The organism is Caballeronia concitans (genome assembly GCF_001544615.1).
In the GTDB taxonomy this organism is placed as follows: domain Bacteria; phylum Pseudomonadota; class Gammaproteobacteria; order Burkholderiales; family Burkholderiaceae; genus Caballeronia; species Caballeronia concitans.
Genome location: NZ_FCNV02000026.1, coordinates 1 through 19,637, shown reverse-complemented (window position 1 = coordinate 19,637; position 19,637 = coordinate 1). Strand labels below are relative to the sequence as shown.

Genomic DNA, 19,637 nt, shown 5'->3' with positions numbered 1-19,637 from the left:
GGCGGCGGCGGGCTTCCACATTGGAATCAGGTCAGTGCGATGGCCGATTACCGCTTCTCGCGGCGCACCGATGTCTACATTCAGGGCGCGTGGCAACGGTCGAGTCCGAGCGGCACCTCACCATTGGGCGTGGCATGGATCAACGGCGTCACCGCTCCATCTTCGACGACCAATCAACTCGAGGCGGCCGTTGGCGTGAGGCATCGCTTCTAATGCCTTCGAAAGAGCCGAAAGCGTGAAACCGGCACGATGGATGACCGGTCGTGATACTGATTGCGCTGCTAATCGCGCGATTAGATGATCGCGCCCGGCGCGCTCGTGCGGCGCGCCAGCTTCTCTTCCAATGACTTCTTCACGTCGGGCCATTCTGTATCGATGATGCTGAATCGCACTGAATTGCGTTTGCGGCCGTCGGGCATGATTCGCTCATGACGCACGATGCCTTCCTGCTTTGCACCGATGCGCAGGATTGCCGCTCTTGATTTCTCGTTCAGCTCATCGGTGGTGAACTGCACCCGGACGGTCTGCATGACTTCGAACGCATGCTTCAAAAGAAGGTATTTCGCCTCCGTGTTCACCGCTGTTCGCTGAGCGGACTGGCTCAGCCAAGTGTGGCCGATTTCGAGCTTCCTGTTGCCGTTGTCGATTTTCCAAAAGCGCGTGCTGCCAACAATGCGTCCACTATTAAGCGCGATGATGACGAATGGGATGACATGGCCTTCCTCATACCCGCGCAATGCCGACGAGATATATTGGCCGATGGTCGACGGTCCCGGTACGACAGTCACTCGCAAGTTCCAGAGTTCGCCGTCCGCGGCGGCATCGATCAGAGCGGGCGCGTCTGCGGGTTCGAGAACGCGAAGTCGAATGGTGTTGCCAGAAAGAGTGAGTCGAGTTGCGTCGTCCATAACCGTTTGGAAAGTGTTGAGTCGGCGATGCGGGTCCAGGCGCCGCCTGCACTCATCCTAAGTATCGCGTGACTTCGTCCCGTGCTGAGTCGTCGTGGCGCGGATTGGAAAGGTTTCCCAACCGGCATCTTGAATGCCGTTACGCCGGTGCTTACCACTCGATGACGTAGCAATATGGCAATGAACACATACCTGAACAGAAAAAGGAACACGTTCGATGTCATTGTGTTGCTTCTACGTCTATTTGAATCCTGCGCTCTTTCATCTTCGATCCAACGCATCGAAGAATCATTATGTCCGTGAGAGTCATGCCTCAGTCACGTCGTTGGCGACTCGCAATAGAGCCTGACAGCGATTTCATTGGAGCGAAACAGCAGCCCTTCGCCACTCACCGCTCCCCCAACCCCTCCAACAACGCCTTATGAAACGCCTGCGGATCCTGCATCTGCGGCGCGTGCCCCAGTTCGGGAAACTCCACAAGCCTCGCCCCTTCGATCCGCTCCTTCGCCAGCTTCGCCAACTCGGGATATCGGCCGAGCGTCGCGCGAATCTCCGGCGGCGCCAGATCTTTACCGATAGCCGTCGTGTCCTTATCGCCGATCATCAGCAAGGTCGGCGTCTTCAACTGCTCGAACTCGTACACGACAGGCTGCGTATAAATCATGTCGTACAGCAGCGCCGAATTCCACGCGACGATATCCTTCCCCGGCCCGCGATACATCCCCGCGAGCATCTGCACCCACGGCTCGTAATCGTCGCGCCAGTGGCCCGCGTAGTACGTGTTCATCTCGTATTTGCGGATGCCGTCGGCGCTCGTCTTCAGCTCGCGCGCATACCAGTCGTCGATCGAAATCGACGGCACGCCCTTCGCCTTCCAGTCCTCCAGCCCGATCGGATTGACGAGCACCAGTTGCTCCGTCTCGGTCGGATACATCAGCGCGTACCGCACCGCGATCATGCCGCCCGTCGAATGCGCGATGAGCGTCGGCCGGCTCACGCCGAGCGCCGCGAGCAGCGCGTGCGTATTGCGCGCGAGTTGCTGAAAGCTGTACTGATACCGCTCGGGCTTCGTCGACTTGCAAAAGCCGATCTGATCCGGCGCGATCACGCGATACCCCGCATCGCGCAACGTATCGATCGTCTGCTTCCACGTCGCCGCGCAAAAGTTCTTGCCATGCAGCATCACGGCGGTTCGCCCGTTCGGATGCGCCGGATGCACGTCCATGTAAGCCATCCGCACGACCTGCCGCTGCGACGTGAACGCGAAGCGCGCCACCGGATACGGATAGTCGAAGCCCTGCAGCTCGGGGCCATACGCGGGGCCGTCGTTGCTCGCGGGCGGCTGAGCGGTATCGGCGGCGAACGCATGGGGCACTATCGTCAGCGCGAAACACGACGCGAACGAAAGCAACATCGATCGAAGGAAACCGGGCGTCATGGGCGTTCTTCTTTTTCAAGATGATGGAGGGCCGAGCGATTCTAGCTCGCTGCCGGTAATCGCGTTTCGATGCCGGCACGCAGCCTTTATACTGTGCCGCCTCGCGGACGGCGCTTCGAAGGCGTCGCATCGGCGGGAATCAGGCATCGCATTCAGTTCGGACTTTCAAGCATGCAAGCAAGCATCAAGGCACTCGTCGCCGCGCTACTCGGCGCCGTGTGCATCAGCGCGGTCGCGAGCGACTGCCCGCAGTTCAGCCCGGGCGGCCTCGCGCCGGTCGTCACCAATCCGAAGATGCGCGCGTCGGCGCAGCAAATCTGCTACTCGGATTTCACGCTGCTGCATTCGGGCATCACGCACGGGCCGCTGTGGTCGGCGGAACATCTGACGGCCAAAAGCGTCGACGACGCCAAGGACAACACGCGCACCAACCGCTTTTTCGTCGAGAAGCGGCTGCCGCCCGGCGACAGCGCCCAGCTCGACGACTACAAGCGCAGCGGCTACGACCGCGGCCACATGAGCCCCGCCGGCGACCGCGCGACGAAGAAAGGCATGGCCGAATCGTTCTCGCTGGCGAACATCATATGCCGACCGACTTTCTGTTCACTGTCCTTCAGAGATTCTCAAGTTCGCTGATAGCACTCAACCCTTGAAGTAGCAAGGCTTCTCGTACCACTGCATCAAGTAATTGCCCAAACGCCGAATGTTCAGATTGGAATTATCTGAGGACCAAGACTTTCGTTCACTTTCGAGCTGGCTCTTTGGCGCTGCTGCGAGGAATTTGATGGTCGGGGTACCGAGAGCTCGGCTTTCGGCTTGTCACGCGGCTTTCTTGGACGCGCTGGGATGATGGCGGTGGAGTAATGCCTCGCCATCTCCTGGTAGGTCTCGTTGATCTGTGGTTCGTAGAAGTTGGCCTTGAGCACGCCCGACTTTAGGTTATCCGGGACAAGAATCTCGGCTACGCCGTTGTAAAACGCAAAGGCGCGCACATGCGAGCCGATCCAGTCGGGCAGTTTCTGCGTCCACGTCAGCTCAGCGAATGTGTAGCCGGACACGCCGAGCGCCGCAACGAACAACTCAGCTTCACGGATCTCACCCGTGTCCGGATTGATGATGCCGAGCTTCTTGCCGGAGTAATCGACGAACAGCTTCTGCCCCGGCATGTGCGTTTGTCGCATCGTCACCAGCAGTCGCTGCGCCCATTCCTGATAGGCCCGGCAGAAATGATATGAACGTCTCCCACCCGCGACAGGTAAGAGCAATGAACGAACGTGGCGCGCGGGCCGACGGCATCAGGGTGTCCGAAGTGGAAGATCATAGAGGTCTTCACGTCAGGCAAACCGGAGGTCTGAAATGAAACTTACGCCAGTTGGAATTGACATTGCCAAGGCAGTCTTTCAGGTGCACTACGTGGATAGCGCAACGGGCGAGATCGTCAACAAACCAATCAAGCGTGCAAAGTTCCTTGAACACTTCGCGAACCGCGAGCCCTGCCTCATCGGAATGGAAGCGTGTGGGGGCGCCCACCATTGGGCAAGGCAACTGACCAAGATGGGGCATAAGGTCAGGCTAATACCAGCGCAGTTCGCCAAGGCCTTCAACATCCGCAACAAAAATGATTCGGCCGATGCCCGGGCGATCTGGCTTGCCGTGCAGCAACCCGGCAAGCCGGTGGCGATCAAGACCGAAGCGCAGCAGGCCGTACTGGCGCTGCACCGTATGCGCCAGCAACTGGTCAAGTTCCGCACGATGCAGATCAATAGCCTCGGGGGACTACTGACCGAATACGGCGAAGTGATGGCCAAGGGGCGCGCTGCGCTCGACAAGGCGATACCGGCCGTACTCGCCAAGGTCGCCGAACGCCTACCTGCCGTGCTGATCGACACGTTGCGTGAGCAGTGGAACGGTCTGGCCAAACTCGACGGGCAGATCGCCGAGATCGAGCGGCGGCTCAGGCAATGGATGAAGGAGGACAAGTCGGTCAACGCGATTGCCGAAATCCCGGGCGTGGGCGTGTTGATCGCGACTGCTGCGGTTGCGACTGTGGGCGACGCAAAGACATTCAAATCGGGCCGCGAGTTTGCCGCCTGCATCGGGATCGTACCGAAACAGTCGGGCTCGGGTGGAAAGGTGAATTTGCTCAGTATATCGAAACGCGGCGATACTTATCTGCGCACGCTACTGATTCACGGCGCACGAAGCGTTTTGTACCACGCGAAGGATCCCAGCCCATGGGTCGAACAGATCACGAAGCGCCGTCCAGCGAATGTGGTAATCGTTGCGCTCGCCAATAAGATGGCGCGAATGATTTGGGCCATCCTGGCCCACGACCGGTCATACAAGAAGGACTATGTCAGCGTGAAGTCGGCAGCAACGGTTGCGACTACGTAGGAGATTAACTTTTAAACGACGATATGTCGAAAGGTTGCGCAGGAAATCGCATGTGATGACAAGCCAGGTCGGACCGGGACTCGCCAAACCTGAATAGCTGGAGGAGCTTCGAGCTCGTTGCAGAAATGAGGTGTGAGTCAGCGGATTTCATAGGGGCCCGCAGCGTATCTGGCTGCAAAAAGGCCGGATATAAACCTGCAACCCACCCTGATTGCCAAAACACACGAAAACCTGCACAAACGGGAGACGTTCATATAAACCAGCTATAGCCGTATCCGTCCGGATGCTGGGCCCTGTATTCCTGCCACAGCAGCTCCAGCGTCACGCCCGGCTTGCCGATCTCCCGATGTATCGTCGGCCAGTGCGGCATGCCTCGCGGCAGCGCGCGTGGCGCGGGCGGTGGATACAGCCGGGCTTCGAGTGCCGCGTCGTCGCTCGCCAGTTGTGCTGGCAACGGCCACTCCAGGCCGGCCAGTCTCACCCGGTGCAGGTATTGCCACACGGTCGAGGTCGACGTGCCGATGGCCTGGGCGATTTCCCGATGGGTGCAGTCGCAGTCGAAGTGCAGCCGAAGGACTTCACGAATTTTACGCATGGTCAACTGATGTTTGCCATCCGGCACTCCCGACAAAATTGTCGAGCGTGCCATCGTTGACCCGCGTCGCTGCTACAGCACCTTGCTGTTCGCTTCGCGTGGAATCCCTGTTCGTTTTGAAAATCATGGCGGGCCTCCCACCGCCGCCTTGGCAGGCGACGGGGGTAAAGTGAGTTTGCCAAGCACTTTGCCCGCAAGGAGGCCCATTATGAAATATAGCGGAATCGACCTGCATTCGAACAACAGCGTGGTGAGTGTGATCGATGAGACTGATCGCGTTGTCGCAGAGAAGCGCCTGACGAACGATCTCGCGAGGATCCTGGCATTTCTTTCGCCGTGCAAGGACGAACTTGCAGGCGTCGTCATTGAATCGACCTAGAAGGCACCATCTTGCCACCCGAGATACGCATGGTGCGCGATCTCGCACGCAAGCGGCAACAACTCGTGCGTACGCGTAGCCAGCACATTCTCGCGGTCGAGAAAATTATCGCCCGCTATCATGGCAACAGAATTACCAGCAACCAAGTCAAGCGGCTGGACAGGGGTACCATCGAGCAGTTGCGTCTGCCAGAGGACGTATCACTCGCCCTTCAGCCCAACGTCGCGGTCATTACGACGCTCTCTGCCCAGATCGAGATTCTGGAAAAGCGTCTTCGGGAAAAAGTCCTGCTTCGACCCGAGTATGCATTGCTGATGACCGTGCCTGGTATTGGCCTTACCCTTGCCACCGTTATCCTGCTGGAAATCGGCTCGATCGAGCGTTTCGCCAGCGCTGGCCACTTCGCTTCCTACGCCCGCTGTGTGGAAAGCCAGCATCTAAGCAACGGCAAGAAGAAAGGGGAAGGCAACCATAGGAACGGCACCAAGTATCTCGCCTGGGCGTTCGTCGAGGCAGCTAACTTCGCGCTACGCTTTTGCGATCCGGCCCGGCGCTTCTATGAGCGCAAGAAGGCCAAAACCAGTCCGGTCGTCGCCCGCAAGGCCCTGGCCCACAAGCTGGCGCGCGCGTGTTTCCATATGCCGAAGGAGCGCAAGCCGTTTGATATGACCCGTTGCTTCGCATAGCGTTACGACGACGACCGGCAAGCCCCGTTCCACGGATGGAGCCACAGCCACTGGTTTGAATGCTCAGGATTACCCACAAGTTGACTGATCATGCTATTCGTTTTGCCTGAAGAGGCGGTACATCTTCGTGATCTCATGCAATATCAGGAACCCGCGCCACATGACCGTGGGGCCGGGCGGGTGGTCATGCTTGCGATTCAGATAGCCGCCGAGCATGGAGATCCACAGGACGGCCTGCCCCAGCGACGGAATTTGCTTTGGTGATTTCGTGGTGCCATGTGTGTGGCTGTACAGTGCCTGCCATTCGACGGGTTGCAGCAGTACTTCGCACGACGGGTCTGCGTCGGCCCGTGCGAGCAGGGTCGCATACAGGATGCGCCAGGCGATGACGGCAAACAGCGCGGTCGCGCGTACAAAGCGATCGAGATTGCCGTCGCAATGCATGCTCGTTTCATCGTTTCATCACGGTCCAACCGGACAGTCGCTATGGTCCGGGAGGGGACCCGCCGTACGGCCGGCGGTAGCCTAGGAGCGCGTGCATCGCTGGTAACGGTGATGTTCGAAGCCGCTCCGACAATGTAGCCCGTAAGCACGCTGCACGGCGAGGTGTTGCGTGGAGGCTCCGAGCAGCGATGGGGCTAAGGCGCTAGGCTGGCTGAGTTGGGTAACGTATGTGAACTGCTGATAAACGTCGTCAGAAGCAACATGCCAAAGCTGCTGTCAGGCATGGTCCAAAAACCGTGGCCGGATATCGTTTTCCTATGCAACGATACGCCGTCACCAGTGCCACCGGCAAAGAGGCAGGCCCTTACTCAGTCGTGTGATGAAACGGGAACGTGGTAAGCCCGTACGGTTGCCCTCGAGGCAAACAAGCCGTAAGGCGAGTTGTTGACCGTGCGGGTATGAGAAGGCGGAAAAAGCAAATGCTGGGCTGTAACCGCCCCGATAGGGGTTGCAATATCATCCCGCGTGAAATCGGGCAGACTTCCGCCCGGTGTCCCGGCACAGAGTGGTCGAAAGACTCCACAGAGGGAAGCATGAGAGAGCACCGTTCGCGGTGTCTGCGCCCTCCGCCTCGGCGGGAGAACCTCGACATTGCAATGTGCAGGCGCTGGTAACTTGGCGCCGGTCACTCGTAGAGTTGACTTCGGGATGCTTGAGCCGTATGCAGGGAAACTTGCACGTACGGTTCTTAGGGGAGGCTGCGGCGGCGACGCCGTGGCCCTACCCGCTCAGAAGACTACCTCAAAATTTGAGCGTTGCCGCATGTCCGGTGTTTGCGGGGGCCGGCCCAGAGATGTTGCATGATCACTCTTGCACATTGGACCAGCAGCCGTCGGAGTGTACTGTCGCCCCGCTTGCTGATGCCCAGCAGATTCGCCTACGCCGCCTGTGCTGTATTGGCGCGGCACGAGGCCGATTGATGCGGCAAACTCACGAGCCCATCCAAGATGGTGGGCCTCGCCAAGATCAGCGGCGAGGACACTTGCGGTGATCGGGCCAATACCAGGAATCGTCAGCAACCGCTGCCCACACTCATCGTCGGCCAGTTCGATACGGAGTTCCTTCTCGATAGACTGCACTTGCTCGTCCAGATACTTAAAATGAGCAAGTAAGCGTTGAAGTAGATCCGTGAACCGCACCGGCAGCGAATGTTGAACGATAAGGCTGGGGAGGCTCTTAATCGCCTCTCTGCCGACCGGGAGGCTGATACTGAATTTCGACAGAAACCCGTGAATCTGATTGATTGTTGCTTTGCGCTGTTTGGCCAAGGCGTATCGGACGCGGTGCAGACCGGATACCGTTTGTTGGGCCTCATTTGGGAGTGACAAAGCGCCTTGATGGTCGAGATGCAGCTTCGCAGACGGCTTCTGCGTCGATGAAGTCGTTCTTGTTTCCCTTCACAAACGGTTTCACATAGTGTGGCGAAGTCAGTTTGACCTGGTGTCCGAAGCCGGACAGCTTGCGGGCGATGTAGTGGGCTCCTGCGCATGCTTCCATGACAACGGTGCAACGTGGAAAATTGCTGAAGAAAAGCATGAGCTGTTTGCGCGGTAGTTTTTTGCGGAAAACGGCACCCGTGCCTATCCTGCCCGTGGAGATGAAACGAATGCTTGCCGAGGTCGATGCCTACCAAGGTCACGTCGTTCATGATTGGCCTCCGTGGTCGGAGAATCCCTCCGAGCATATCCTTCACTGGAGGGCCGGCTGGCCATCATTACAGCCCCCAGCGGTGTCTCTTTGATTCCGTCTCTGAGGCATTTCTGAATCAGCTCGCGCTTCGCGCACTCGTCATATTTGCGCCGCCCGTCGCCGTTCGAACCAATTTCCACTCGGCACTGCAAGGCTTCTTCCTGTTTGCTCATGATTACCCTCTGGTTCACTCAGGAGCCATGCCTTGTAGCCGATATCGGACTTACGTTTGCACTCGCCTTGACCTTTTTTCCCTCTAGCGCGTGAGACAGCTGTCGCTTCACTTCGTCCACATCTTGCTTGGCTTTCGCTACGGTTTCGTCCCTCTGAAGTATCATGGCGGCGATTCGAGTCGCAGCAACTGCGACTGCATTTCTCAAAGTATGATTCTCGCGCCTAAGCTCGCGATTGATCTCCTCAAACGAAGATGCCGGCTTAGCCACCGAATCTTTATACTCAAGGATGCTTTTTCGAATTGTCGGATAACGACAATCCTCAAGTCCGATCAAGGTCCGTGAGCACCCCGCCTCTTGGGCAACTGTCGAAGGATTAATTCGGAGCCCCCCAATCTTAGCCTTCTTAGCAAGGCGCGGATCCTTCGGAGTACCATTTTTCAGCCGTTCAAACGCGTCCACTAGGTCTTGTTCGACGCGTGACTTTTGAGCAGTCATCGTTCATTATTCCATCTTGCATGCTTACATTCAATTGACTTGTGGAAGATCGATCTTCAGCACTCTCAACATACTAGCTGCGACGAACGCCCGCTCCTGAATTACACGAAAGCCGGCCGTTAACCCGGTTCTTTTAGCATGTTGCCACGCGGTTTCACACTGGATATAGCGATTTATCCAGAATGGTCCATGCTCCAAATCGACACCGAAACATGCACATCCCGAGCACAGGTCTGGTTCCCGCGTCGAAAAATTAGGTTGTGTAAGACTCCAGTGAAGCGTACCACTTACCTCATGACATTTCGATTCTTTCGGCGCTATCTTGATGAAACACTTTCCATGGTCGGAAGTGAACACTCGGATGCCCCGCTGCTCGCACCAGTTTTGAAGTCTCGCGATACCATCCTGCCCAGAAGAATCGCCAATCACCTCGCGAAGCAACTCTGCATACGTGTCAAAAAGCTTGGCGATGCGCCCTCCACATGGCTCTGATCCAACAACCCGTCGAAACATAAATGATGCTGCTGCCCTCGCCTGCTGCGATTCCCGCTCGCGCAGGAGCTCAATGTTGCCAGAAACGTAAGCATTTTCGGTAATAGCAACCGACATGTGTTTGAATTGCGTCGCGATAGCCGGTAGCATACGCCTATCTGTTCGTATTACATACATCGCGTAGCTTTTGCGCCATTGATACAGGAGAAGACATCGGCCTTCGGAAACCCGATATGGAATAAGATCCTCGCCGAGGGTACTCCTATCGGGTAATTTTGAGAGGTCCACATGGCGGGCAATGAACCCGCGCTGCGATCTACTCATATTCGAGGTGTGCCCACGCGTAACTGCAGTGCTCCTCATAGGTAGACCTACTCCTGATTTCTTAGTAATGAAAAGCCATTTGCATACCTCGCCTCCCCTCAAAGCGCGCCAAGGCGATAATAGTTGCTCCAACACCAGAACGGCTTTTACGGGTCCTGGGATAAAGTTTGACCCGACCGGTCGTGCCCCAAGTAACCATTCCACTTCGGCAGCTTCCTTTCGTCCTTTTTTCACGAGCGCCTTCAACATAAACAGTTCATTCAAGCCGCTGATAGACAGCGCAATTCTTATTTCACTATGTGTACCGCGAGGGTCAGGGGCACTAGTGGACGCACGAATCGACGCAACTTCTCCAGGCCGCATTCCTGACTCACTAAAAATAACGATGGAGCATGCGGCAACGAGGTCGTCAACCAACCTCCTAACTAACGTTGAAGGGACCCACCAAACCGAGCGCGGCCTCTTCCCTTCGCGCTTCGTGACTTCAGCGCGGACCGGAGGATGCCACGCTTCATTAGTTTGGGAATCTTTCGAAAATCTGAACTCACCGAACCGCTCGCACTCTTTTTTTGACAGATAGCCACGAGGCTTCTTTGGAGCATTTCCTGAATCATACCGCTTAAAAAAAGTAAAACAATGTGCGTTCAAGCGAATAATGTCCTCAGCACGTTCTTCTACCCACTTATGCGCTTCGTTCATAATAGGCAGCGCCACCTCGTCAGGAAGCTGCGGAATTCTATTGCGTACGAAGTCAAATATCGCTTTCGTCGCCTGAAGCGCTGTCTTTCCCTGTAGCGGATCCTCGGGAAGAACTTTGATCCTCGACGCGCGCAGCTCGGCGGTTTGCTCCCACAGTCTTTTCCATAGATTTATAATTCGGTACATCCGGTCGAACCCGTCTGGATATTCATCTTGGACCTCGTCCCCCTGCTTTTCATCGTCATCAGGACTACCAGCTTCTTCCGCTCCCAGCTCGTGTTCACCTTCGTCAAGCTTACCGGCAAGGTAGTCCGATAGCCAATCGTCGATAGATTGTCCAAACGCGTAGCGATCTAGCGTTGAAAAGTCGTTGTGAGAGCGACGAGTCATCCAATCAGCGATCCAGCTGATTGCACCTAGGTCGGATTGAGCGGTCATAGGTGATAATGGCGTTCCGCAACGCCGATCGTACATACACGAGTACAGGTAACGACGGAAAGAATCGAGGAGAACATTGTTTGTATGATCCGTAAGAAACGTTCCGTTCGAAAGCCTCCTCTCCCAGTTTAACGTGAGTGATTCTCGCAGCTTCCATCGATGATCCTTCCATTTGGACCAGGGGGAAACCATATTCTCGCCAGGATTAGGCAATAAATATAAACTCTTTTGTGGTTGGAAATCGATGACGGGGGAAGGCGCCGCAAGGTTTGCAATTTTCATTCCGGGCTCGGCATAGGTGGAAGGTTTATACGTCTTGCTTGCTTTATCGCCTGACTAGAAAAACTCGGAACCCATTTATGAATCAACTTCTGCTGTATAGGTCCCCAACGCTTTATCCAGCTACTGGGATGCACCGATTGTTGCGCGGTATTTACAGCATCCAATAACGCTAACGTATAAGCGCAAGACAGGGGAGAGTTGAGGTTCACATTTCCGAGGGGGCACGCAGGGCACATCCCGTAACTCGAGCAAAGTTTTCCCTTAAGGGAGTACGGACTGTCGTATGGATCCAAGCAAGTCCAACCAGGTGTCGCACAGTCGCGGTCGAATTCTTCGGTGTGATCCCTGGGGTCGATTGTGCCGGCTGTTTCGCGCCAGCGATTACGGACGGCCGCAAGCTTTCCGAGTCGCTCAAATTGGCGCCTTTTCTCCCCCTCGGTTTGATAGCTTCCAGACGTAGTGTCTACATTTCCATGGTTCGCCTGAGCGCCTACAAGCCGGATATCGCCACCGAATAATCTGAAAGCCAGATCTAAGATAGTTGGTCGAATATTATCCAACGTGAAATACTCGAGTTGATGATCTTCTCTAAAACGCCTGAGCGCGTAGTTTGCTGTTGACGGGTCGGTCAGTCCATCTGCACCGGAGAAAGATGAGACGACTTTGACTTTTGCATAGAATATGAAAAGCTTTTGCGCGGTCGGCCCGCGGGCAAGCAACCGCAATTTGTTCGTCCACTCAGTGACAAACTGCAAGATGAAATGCGGATTGTCATAGTCTTCGTCTATCGGAAAATACACTGGCTGTCTCTTTCCAGCCCGGGGTTTTAACGCGTTCATCATAAGGGCTGAGGCGACCATGTTTTCGGCGTCGTGCTTGCGCTCGGGCTCGTCGCCGGCGTCGCGTTCCTCCCACGCTAAAGTGGGGGACAAATCTCTAATATAATGGAAATCATCGAGTCGGACTTCGCGCACAGTATTTGCGTTATAGGCCGAGGCGATTGCATCCAATATGACAAATGGTATAAGTCCACGAGCAGAAGGATAAAAAGCATCCCTGATCTGAGTGAAACTCCAGGAACAGTTGCCTATGAAAGTGCGAAGGTAACTTGGAAGGTCCTCCATTCGTTTCGCTGGATCCTGCTGCAACAAACAGCATATATCGAGGAGGTTCTCATCGTCTTTGCTCCGGAGCTTAGATAGCCCCGGCTCAACGTGTTTTTTCGGGTTCAGTTCCGCTTTCATGGTTTCAACGAACGCAAGAAGCGTGTTTCGCCGTTCAACGCTAGTCGTTATATCCTTGATGCTCGCCAGCCGAATCCGGGTCATGAGGTCGTCGTCGATAGAAGACTTATGCTTAGTAGCGCTTCTTCCGTCCGGCCATGGATTACTAACAAATCTTATATTGTTTGGTACGTAACGTCTCCACTTTTTCGTGTCCCTTAGACAATTCAATATGGTTCGAAAATAGAGATAGCGGGTCGTGCGTGTTGCCTCGTTCCAACGCGCGGTGTCGCCCTTAGACTGATTTAACCAGACCTCATATTCGGTCAGCAACTTCGTATCAATATCTGTTATTCCGATTAGTGTATAACCATTCTGCAGTAAGAAGGCAACGACACCATTTTTGAGATCCTTTGTATACGCAACTGCTGTATTCTTGTTAGGACGAGGCCCTAGCTTTGCGAGATGGCCATCGCGGATGGCCTCAGCAAAATTCCTAAGGGGCAACAGGAAAGTTAAATCAATCGTGAAGGCTCTAGCTATCCGGCTTGTTTTTGGGAACGTAATGATATAGTCGGCGTCGCTGACCGGACCAGCACGCTCACTGCCCAGTACCCGTTCGTCGAGGCGCACCACCCGCGTGTCGCCCTCATTTCGAAGTCGATTCAAAGCATGCTTCGATTCCTCTGTAAGAGAGCGATCAGTCGGCCCAATTCGCTGATAGGTCGTAGATGCACGTTGTTTCTTAGTCGCCATTCCAACTCCGCCGGGTAGCATCAAAGACGGATGCATTAATGGCTTGGCGCTCGACGTTCACGACTTTGAGGTAAATGTCCATTGTGGTTTTCAAGCTGGTGTGACCTAATAGTGTCTGAATTTGTTTCCAGGGTTCTGCATTGCCGCTGGCCTTTTCTGATAAATACATCCATACGGCAAATGTGTGTCGCAGATCGTGGAATCGGTGTTGCGCTACGGAGGTGAAGTAAGTGACGCCCGATTCAGGGTCGATTTTTTCCCGCACGGAAGTGAGCGCGTTTCGTAAGCATGCTTGGTGGAAGTCGTCCGAGATGACATCTGCTTTGACTGGCTTTCCGGCGTGTTGATGCGCGTCGGTCCCGTTGAGAAACAGCGCGGATGGACGACGCGAATCATCGCGTAACCAATACTTCTCGGCCTCACGCAATGCATCGCGTCGCTCTCCATCGATATAAAGTTGCAGTTCGTACAGAAGGTACATTGGTAGCTCGACGGTCCGAGGCTTCAGGCGCTTTGTTCGGGTTACGCGCAGCGGAACCTTGCTTTCCGGCGTTGCTTGACTGTCGTAAGGAAGGCTCAATATCTGATGTATCGTGAGCCGGGCGACTTCGTCGACGCGAAGTCCGGTACTGAGCGATAACTCGGCAGTAAGACGAGGACGACTGGAGGGAAACCCATACTCTGAGCGCTGCGACGGGAGTGGCCCTAGACGATTCTGTAAGCCCCGCCAACTTTGCTCTGTTAACGTTCTAACGAAATAATCCTTATCGTTCGTTTGAACCACCACTATGTCCGGTCGTGAATCTTCGTCAAGAAGACGTCCGCGTTTCGCGAGCCAATCTGCGTAATGAAGCGCCCGGTAAACCCGTCTCCCGCAGGTCTGGTCGGCAAGCGGCTCATGGGTTTGCTTGCTTATCCGTGTGTAGAGATTATCGCGATATGCAATGACGTCGCTGTACGAAAACTTCGGGAGATGAAAATGATCTACCCCACTATCTTGGGGCTCGCTAATCACAATCCCGGGCTGTCGTTGGGCAATCCGAAAAACAATGAACCGAAGAAAATCGACTAGATCATACGCTGCGGCATGGACGCTGTGCATTGACGTACGTCGTCGATGTTTCGCCAGGCCTGCTCCCGTCGCTTTAATGAACGTCGCATGCAAGTACAGCAATACATCCTCTAATACGACCAGATTATCGTCATCGACGATGAAAGGAAATCCAGCAGGTAATGCGTAATCGACCTCGCTCCAGACGGTGTCTCCACCGCAGCCGCGCAAATCCCTCTCCTCCTTCGAGCTGCGATGTAAATCTGCAGCCAGATATACACTTGGATTCATGCTATGAGTTGCACGCGAAGACGCTTATTCAAATGAAAATTACTAGGTAGAACAACTTTGACTCCGCCAACTGTCGATGTCTTAACGGCGACACCAACTTCGGGTAACACCGTTGCACCGCGGGCCCTCTTTTTTACATGCGGGCCCTCTTGTTTACATATTAAGGACTATTGACCACCTCTGCGGACTTGACCTCATAACAATGATGCTCAGGAAGACACCTAAGCCAGTCGGAAAGTAACCATGCGGTCTCAGTCCTAAATCTGCATGTCGAGCGAACACAGGTGACTTCTCAGAAATTCGGTTGCTGACAAGTCGTGAGCATCGCGTAGAATTCCGGGTACCGCCTTTGTCGTTCTAGATTGGTCAGCCAAGAACTGATGTTCGAGAGCAGCAATACTGTTTTTCACATAGAACAGTGTCATCAACAGAGAACTGTGATCCAGCATCCGCGGATGTGGACGAGGCATGCGTACTTGGGCAGAAGAGTCGGAATCTTGAGGAGACTCGCCGTCCACGATCAAGTCCAAGACTTCTTGCCGACGAACTCCCATCGTGCATTCCATAGCATCAAGCAAACGGAAGCCTCGCACTACATTTTGCGACATACACGTCGGCTGCCTCGTCGACGAGCATATCCCAAGAGCAACTTCTCGCATGCGCGACATAGCGTTCTCCATACACAAAGAGCGTGTCCCAACTGATCAGATCAGATCGTCCGTCTTCAGTTTGGGGATCCTCAACAACCGTCTAAACGCAGACTACGGCATCAAAAGCTGCATGGCAAAACTGAGACACACTGCGGGGGGCGCTCAAACATTCTTCGAATCAGCGCTTTCGCAGGGTCTTCTTTACCGTTTGATCTTCATACGGTATTGACATCTTGCTATTCATTAATATACAAATCGTCGAACTTGCGAATAAGTCGTGAAAAATTTTATGGGGCCGGAACAAAATGTAACGGTTTGTAACCGATCGGAGCATGCCACGTTTTGACGGTTTTTGAGTATTCTTCACGCCCTAGAGTTGACCGTGGCTGGATAGGGGACTTTCACCCCCGAGCTGTTGAGCATGCTCCGCACGCAAAGCTTGCGGCGCCTAAACGCCGAGAACTCTCGGGCGCCTTTATGCCGAAAACGGTTTGGCTCCTTAACGGCGAAAGTTCACACACGCGGATGTAGCTCGGATACAGCCGCCCGCTGAGAGCACTCACCCGAGACAGCGCCCGTCTGGCGCGCTGAAACTGCCGAAGTCGGCATCTTTCGCCATTGAAATGTTTCCTTGCACGGAAAGGGGCACCGTTGACCGATCGAGCCCGCCGTCTCCCAAACGACCAGTATGAGCACAGTCGTTCCAGACCGAAGTTCGACGACAACTAGTGGCGAACGTCCCGGTGTCTATGGGTCGCGCGTTTCGCATTTGCCAATCACGCGAGTGCCAGCGTAGCCTCAATATGCTGGTCCGCACCCCCTGCCGCTTTGCTCTCCAATGACGAATCGGCGAGAACGATCGCTTCCGCGTGCAACTCCTCAGCCTCAGTGTTCTTGGCGATTTCCAGCGCAGGAGCCAGGTTGGTGGTTCCTGGAAGCAAGTTGGCGTTTTTGATCAAGAAGTCTGTCCGATCCGTTACAGCGGACAGCCAAAACGGCACGCGTCCCCTTCCATTCCAAGTCGATCCACTCTTCGGATCCTGATACCGAGGCTTCTGACTGCCGCGCACGCCGTCGCTCGCCTTTGGCTTCCGCTCGGTACCGGGCTTAGTCACTGAAGGTTGTTTCATCAAAAACGCGCTCCGATCCTCAGCATCCGCAATCCACAAAGGCGCGCGTCCGCGACCAGTCCACGTCCTGCCTGTCTTCGGATCACGGTATTTCGCGGGTCCGGTCCGCAGCGCCGGCGGTTTTGTTACCGCCCTTGTCTTTTTAGCGGGAATCGGCTGCTTAGTCGTCGGCGACTCGCGAAAGCTTTCTGCGATGTCTTCCGGCGTGAGGCCATGCCTCTCCATCAGATCACGAATCTTTTGAAGGCAGATTGCGGCTTCCGATCTGCGGATTTCATCCGCCTGCGCCTGAAGCTTCGCAATCTTGGCTTTTAATGCTTTCAACGTGGACATCAACTTCTCCGTAGGTTTGTGATGGGACGGACGATGCCGCATCAATTCGGATTCGTCAAACGAGGATGTTTTTTTTCGAAAGCTTTTTACCATTAGATTCAGAGGGTTATGCCGCCGTGATAGGTCGATGCATGTCGAGCTGTGCATCGTAAATCGCGAGCATCGTCTGTATGACGGCGAATTCGTTGCCCCGACACGGCACAGACGCACGTCTGCGGCGCCCGCATGAATGTCGAAGTGCCAACCTTGCGCCGTCGTCAGCAGCGGGATGGGAAGCGTCCATCCGTCCTTGCCCACCGCGATTTCAGCTGGGTGCGCCGCCGGTCAGATGGACCGTGTGCGACGTTTCCACTCGCGCAGGAACTTGCGCGGAACTGAGCGGCCCGCAGGCGGGATCAGTGCGCTGAAATCATCGTCCCAGACGACGCCGATATACGCGACGCTCCGACTTGACGAAACGTCGACTAGAAACGGACCCGATTGCGACTCGGGGTTTCGGCTCAATCGCTTCCTTAGGTTTGTCGTGCTGCGGCTGCCGAGTGACGCCTGTCGCAGCATCACCCGAGCTGAAGGCGCTGACTCAAGTATTGTGAGCCAGCGCCGATAACAGATATGTCGAACTACACAACAACACCATGAACAAGTTTCTTTGCGTCCTGCTGCTCGCTGCTTCGTTGACTGGTTGCGATAGCGGGCCGGCATCCACGGGCACGTCATCTGAAAGCGCACCCAGCAGCACTTCTTCGGCCTCTTCGAGCAGCGTAAGCAACACGGCAGACACAGAACCAGACGACGCAACCAAGGCTAGGTGCCGACGTGTCGGTGCGCTTGCCTACAAGATAGCAGCGGCCCGTAGCGCGGGAGTCCCTGCGGAAACGACGTTCAATGAACTCCTTGACGGAAACGGCGAAGGCATTGACCCGCCCACGGTCCTGACCCTCATGAAGCAGCTTTACATAGGGTTCGCGAAGCAGATGGCACCGGACGGCGCCCGGTCTGCATACTACGTTGACTGTCTGGTCATGGCTGACGCGAAGTCGATCGACGGCCAAACTAATATTGCCACTGCTCTGGCTCCGTTCAAGACATACACCGGGGAGCCACTGCAAAAGGTCCTAGCACGGCAGCACATCACCGTGGCGGCGATTACGGTGCAGCCGGTCAAGACCCTTCGTGAAGGTGACCAAAAAGGCGATGAACTTTACTCGCTGGTTCTGCACGGTCGGCCACCGAAGAAAGCACCTTGCAGTCTCCACGACTTCTCGTCGGTAGACGAAAACGTCTCGGAGGTTATTCGTCGCGGACCGAGCTTTCGGCAAGACAAGCCGACCGATCTCGACCTCGTCCTTTACTGGGCAGCGACCGGAAAGTGCAACCCCGAGTATTGACGGCTTCGTCCGTATGCGTCCGGGCTGTTCCCGGACTTGTCCGACCGGCCGGGGAAACTCAACACCGAACCGGTAGCTCAATGACGCTTTCATTTACGGCAATGCGCGATGATCATTTTTTCGGCGAATGAGCCGGGCACAGGTTCCTCGAACTTGTCCGGTAAGCCTTCGACCGAATCTTTTAGCCTGTAGTTGTGGTCGTAGACAACCATTTGACCGGTGGAGAACTCGTGATCTGAGCATCTAATGGTATATCGAATCATGGTTCGCCCAACGCCTTCGCCGCCTCGTACGTTTAAAATTCCATTGCGAAAGTCGGAGCGCACCCACACCTTCCGATAGGCCCCATCGGTCACGATCGTATCAAGGTCCACGCTGATTGTGCGGTTAGGGTTCGGATCGACGGTCACCCAGTTCTCGGCGAAGGCGCCGTTGGTTGTGCACGCCATTGCGCCGAAAATCACCCAATGTCTCAGCATTTCGATTCCTTTGTTTTCGCTAGGACCCGTATTAACGGCAGTACTCGTTGAGAGTTTAGGGCGCATTTTAAGGGCCGTCCCCGAGAGTCGTGTCGAACGGCTCAGTCGGGCCTCTCGGCGAGAGCAGCCCGCCAAGCGCGAGAACCGGCCAATTCGACTCTGAAGTTGAGGCCATCAGCCCTAGCGACTCGGCGATGAGCGCGTTCTCTCGCGGACGAATTCTTTCGATTCCTTGGACAGGTAGAAATAGGGCATTCAGCTTTATGACCAACGACCAGTCATCCTATTTGACCAAGGTATCAAGAAGCGTCCTTTGGCGCTAATCAATGATGCAGGCGTGCTAATACGTAGATGTCTCGAAGCGCGGATCACGATGCGGCCCGCCCGTCAGGCTTGCGGTCATCAACCGACACATCGCGACTGCGGCGCCGTTCACGATGGGCGCGTTCGCACGGACAGTCGCTGACCGCGGCGCGCCTGTAACCTCCCGAGCGCCGTTAGTTACCTTGCCAGCTGCCGCCTGCAGCGCCCGTCTCGTGCCAATACCATGCACGAGAATGGGAACCCAATTCTTTCCCACCCTAACATTGTCAAACTCAGCTTGAATTTGATCCAGGAATAAATGACGGGGTGGTGTTGGGTGAATAGCCGACGAGGACCGTCAAACGACGCCTCGCCAAGCGTGATGATTCTTTCCATTACGCTTGGCTTCAATGGCAGATGCGGCGCAAGTTTCGCTGAGCACGGCGACAACTTGTGTGTAAGCGATCCGCGAACGACGCCCCTCAGAGTAAGGTGGTAGAGCGCGTGATGTGTGATAGCGAAGTGGGTCAGCGG

Annotated in this window: 12 protein-coding genes and 6 pseudogenes; 5 read left to right on the top strand and 13 right to left on the bottom strand. The window is 55.4% G+C overall.

Annotation, left to right across the window (positions count from 1 at the left end; genetic code table 11):
• Nucleotides 1-213, top strand: a pseudogene (locus AWB72_RS27880) (porin); the annotation flags it as partial.
• An 80-nt stretch (nucleotides 214-293) separates the two neighbouring features.
• On the opposite strand, the gene AWB72_RS27875 reads toward AWB72_RS27880, so the two are convergent.
• Together AWB72_RS27875 and AWB72_RS27870 are read right to left on the bottom strand one after the other, a co-directional pair.
• Nucleotides 294-908, bottom strand: coding sequence for a GNAT family N-acetyltransferase (locus AWB72_RS27875; RefSeq protein WP_040053700.1), 615 nt, complete (start codon nucleotides 906-908; stop codon nucleotides 294-296).
• A gap of 388 nt (nucleotides 909-1,296) precedes the next feature.
• Entirely contained in the window at nucleotides 1,297-2,346 is a 1,050-nt protein-coding gene (locus AWB72_RS27870; protein ID WP_096030996.1) for an alpha/beta fold hydrolase, read from the bottom strand.
• 171 nt (nucleotides 2,347-2,517) lie between these two features.
• On the opposite strand from AWB72_RS27870, the pseudogene AWB72_RS27865 reads away from it, so the two are divergent.
• Nucleotides 2,518-2,931, top strand: a pseudogene (locus AWB72_RS27865) (DNA/RNA non-specific endonuclease); the annotation flags it as partial.
• A 218-nt stretch (nucleotides 2,932-3,149) separates the two neighbouring features.
• Here AWB72_RS27865 and AWB72_RS27860 read toward each other — a convergent pair.
• Nucleotides 3,150-3,572 (bottom strand): annotated as a pseudogene (locus AWB72_RS27860) (IS21 family transposase); the annotation flags it as partial.
• 130 nt (nucleotides 3,573-3,702) lie between these two features.
• On the opposite strand from AWB72_RS27860, the gene AWB72_RS27855 reads away from it, so the two are divergent.
• Complete coding sequence (locus AWB72_RS27855; protein ID WP_087129135.1) at nucleotides 3,703-4,740, top strand: IS110 family RNA-guided transposase; 1,038 nt, start codon at nucleotides 3,703-3,705, stop codon at nucleotides 4,738-4,740.
• A 250-nt stretch (nucleotides 4,741-4,990) separates the two neighbouring features.
• Here AWB72_RS27855 and AWB72_RS27850 read toward each other — a convergent pair whose 3' ends face one another.
• Nucleotides 4,991-5,389: a sigma factor-like helix-turn-helix DNA-binding protein gene (locus AWB72_RS27850; RefSeq protein WP_087129134.1), complete on the bottom strand. Its 399-nt coding sequence runs from the start codon at nucleotides 5,387-5,389 to the stop codon at nucleotides 4,991-4,993.
• A 154-nt stretch (nucleotides 5,390-5,543) separates the two neighbouring features.
• Here AWB72_RS27850 and AWB72_RS27845 point away from each other — a divergent pair.
• Nucleotides 5,544-6,400, top strand: a pseudogene (locus AWB72_RS27845) (IS110 family transposase).
• Between the two features lie 93 nt (nucleotides 6,401-6,493).
• Here the strand turns inward: AWB72_RS27845 and AWB72_RS27840 are convergent.
• The 8 genes and pseudogenes from AWB72_RS27840 to AWB72_RS29860 form a co-directional block, all read right to left on the bottom strand.
• Nucleotides 6,494-6,844, bottom strand: a complete 351-nt coding sequence (locus AWB72_RS27840) for an IS4 family transposase (protein WP_244285786.1) — start codon at nucleotides 6,842-6,844, stop codon at nucleotides 6,494-6,496.
• A gap of 850 nt (nucleotides 6,845-7,694) precedes the next feature.
• Nucleotides 7,695-8,552: pseudogene (locus AWB72_RS27835) on the bottom strand (IS110 family RNA-guided transposase); the annotation flags it as partial.
• A 232-nt stretch (nucleotides 8,553-8,784) separates the two neighbouring features.
• On the bottom strand, nucleotides 8,785-9,264 hold the full coding sequence (locus AWB72_RS27830) for a hypothetical protein (RefSeq protein ID WP_087129132.1): 480 nt from the start codon (nucleotides 9,262-9,264) through the stop codon (nucleotides 8,785-8,787).
• A gap of 30 nt (nucleotides 9,265-9,294) precedes the next feature.
• A complete protein-coding gene (locus AWB72_RS28740; protein WP_143754711.1) occupies nucleotides 9,295-11,499 on the bottom strand; it encodes a hypothetical protein in 2,205 nt (734 codons plus the stop codon).
• The gene (locus AWB72_RS27825; RefSeq protein ID WP_143754710.1) at nucleotides 11,496-13,478 is read right to left on the bottom strand and encodes a hypothetical protein; all 1,983 of its coding nucleotides are present in this window, start codon (nucleotides 13,476-13,478) and stop codon (nucleotides 11,496-11,498) included. Before AWB72_RS27825 ends, AWB72_RS28740 begins: the two co-directional genes overlap by 4 nt.
• Entirely contained in the window at nucleotides 13,468-14,820 is a 1,353-nt protein-coding gene (locus AWB72_RS27820) for a tyrosine-type recombinase/integrase (protein ID WP_087129129.1), read from the bottom strand. The genes AWB72_RS27825 and AWB72_RS27820 overlap by 11 nt, the downstream gene beginning before the upstream one ends.
• Nucleotides 14,821-16,246: 1,426 nt before the next feature.
• Nucleotides 16,247-16,933, bottom strand: a complete 687-nt coding sequence (locus AWB72_RS27810) for an H-NS histone family protein (RefSeq protein WP_159459415.1) — start codon at nucleotides 16,931-16,933, stop codon at nucleotides 16,247-16,249.
• Nucleotides 16,934-17,128: 195 nt separating this feature from the next.
• Nucleotides 17,129-17,230 (bottom strand): annotated as a pseudogene (locus tag AWB72_RS29860) (DUF2950 family protein); the annotation flags it as partial.
• A gap of 338 nt (nucleotides 17,231-17,568) precedes the next feature.
• Between AWB72_RS29860 and AWB72_RS28735 the strand changes: the two are divergent.
• The gene (locus tag AWB72_RS28735) at nucleotides 17,569-18,321 is read left to right on the top strand and encodes a hypothetical protein (protein WP_143754708.1); all 753 of its coding nucleotides are present in this window, start codon (nucleotides 17,569-17,571) and stop codon (nucleotides 18,319-18,321) included.
• A gap of 89 nt (nucleotides 18,322-18,410) precedes the next feature.
• Here AWB72_RS28735 and AWB72_RS27800 read toward each other — a convergent pair whose 3' ends face one another.
• Nucleotides 18,411-18,800, bottom strand: coding sequence for a surface-adhesin E family protein (locus AWB72_RS27800; RefSeq protein WP_087129122.1), 390 nt, complete (start codon nucleotides 18,798-18,800; stop codon nucleotides 18,411-18,413).
• Nucleotides 18,801-19,637 lie beyond the last annotated feature (837 nt).

Bases quoted from the DNA above. Each gene is read 5' to 3' on its own strand.
- AWB72_RS27875 (WP_040053700.1), bottom strand. From the start codon at position 908: ATGGACGACGCAACTCGACTCACTCTTTCTGGCAACACCATTCGACTT.
- AWB72_RS27870 (WP_096030996.1), bottom strand. From the start codon at position 2,346: ATGACGCCCGGTTTCCTTCGATCGATGTTGCTTTCGTTCGCGTCGTGT.
- AWB72_RS27855 (WP_087129135.1), top strand. From the start codon at position 3,703: ATGAAACTTACGCCAGTTGGAATTGACATTGCCAAGGCAGTCTTTCAG.
- AWB72_RS27850 (WP_087129134.1), bottom strand. From the start codon at position 5,389: ATGGCACGCTCGACAATTTTGTCGGGAGTGCCGGATGGCAAACATCAG.
- AWB72_RS27840 (WP_244285786.1), bottom strand. From the start codon at position 6,844: ATGCATTGCGACGGCAATCTCGATCGCTTTGTACGCGCGACCGCGCTG.
- AWB72_RS27830 (WP_087129132.1), bottom strand. From the start codon at position 9,264: ATGACTGCTCAAAAGTCACGCGTCGAACAAGACCTAGTGGACGCGTTT.
- AWB72_RS28740 (WP_143754711.1), bottom strand. From the start codon at position 11,499: ATGAAAATTGCAAACCTTGCGGCGCCTTCCCCCGTCATCGATTTCCAA.
- AWB72_RS27825 (WP_143754710.1), bottom strand. From the start codon at position 13,478: ATGGCGACTAAGAAACAACGTGCATCTACGACCTATCAGCGAATTGGG.
- AWB72_RS27820 (WP_087129129.1), bottom strand. From the start codon at position 14,820: ATGAATCCAAGTGTATATCTGGCTGCAGATTTACATCGCAGCTCGAAG.
- AWB72_RS27810 (WP_159459415.1), bottom strand. From the start codon at position 16,933: ATGTCCACGTTGAAAGCATTAAAAGCCAAGATTGCGAAGCTTCAGGCG.
- AWB72_RS28735 (WP_143754708.1), top strand. From the start codon at position 17,569: ATGAACAAGTTTCTTTGCGTCCTGCTGCTCGCTGCTTCGTTGACTGGT.
- AWB72_RS27800 (WP_087129122.1), bottom strand. From the start codon at position 18,800: ATGCTGAGACATTGGGTGATTTTCGGCGCAATGGCGTGCACAACCAAC.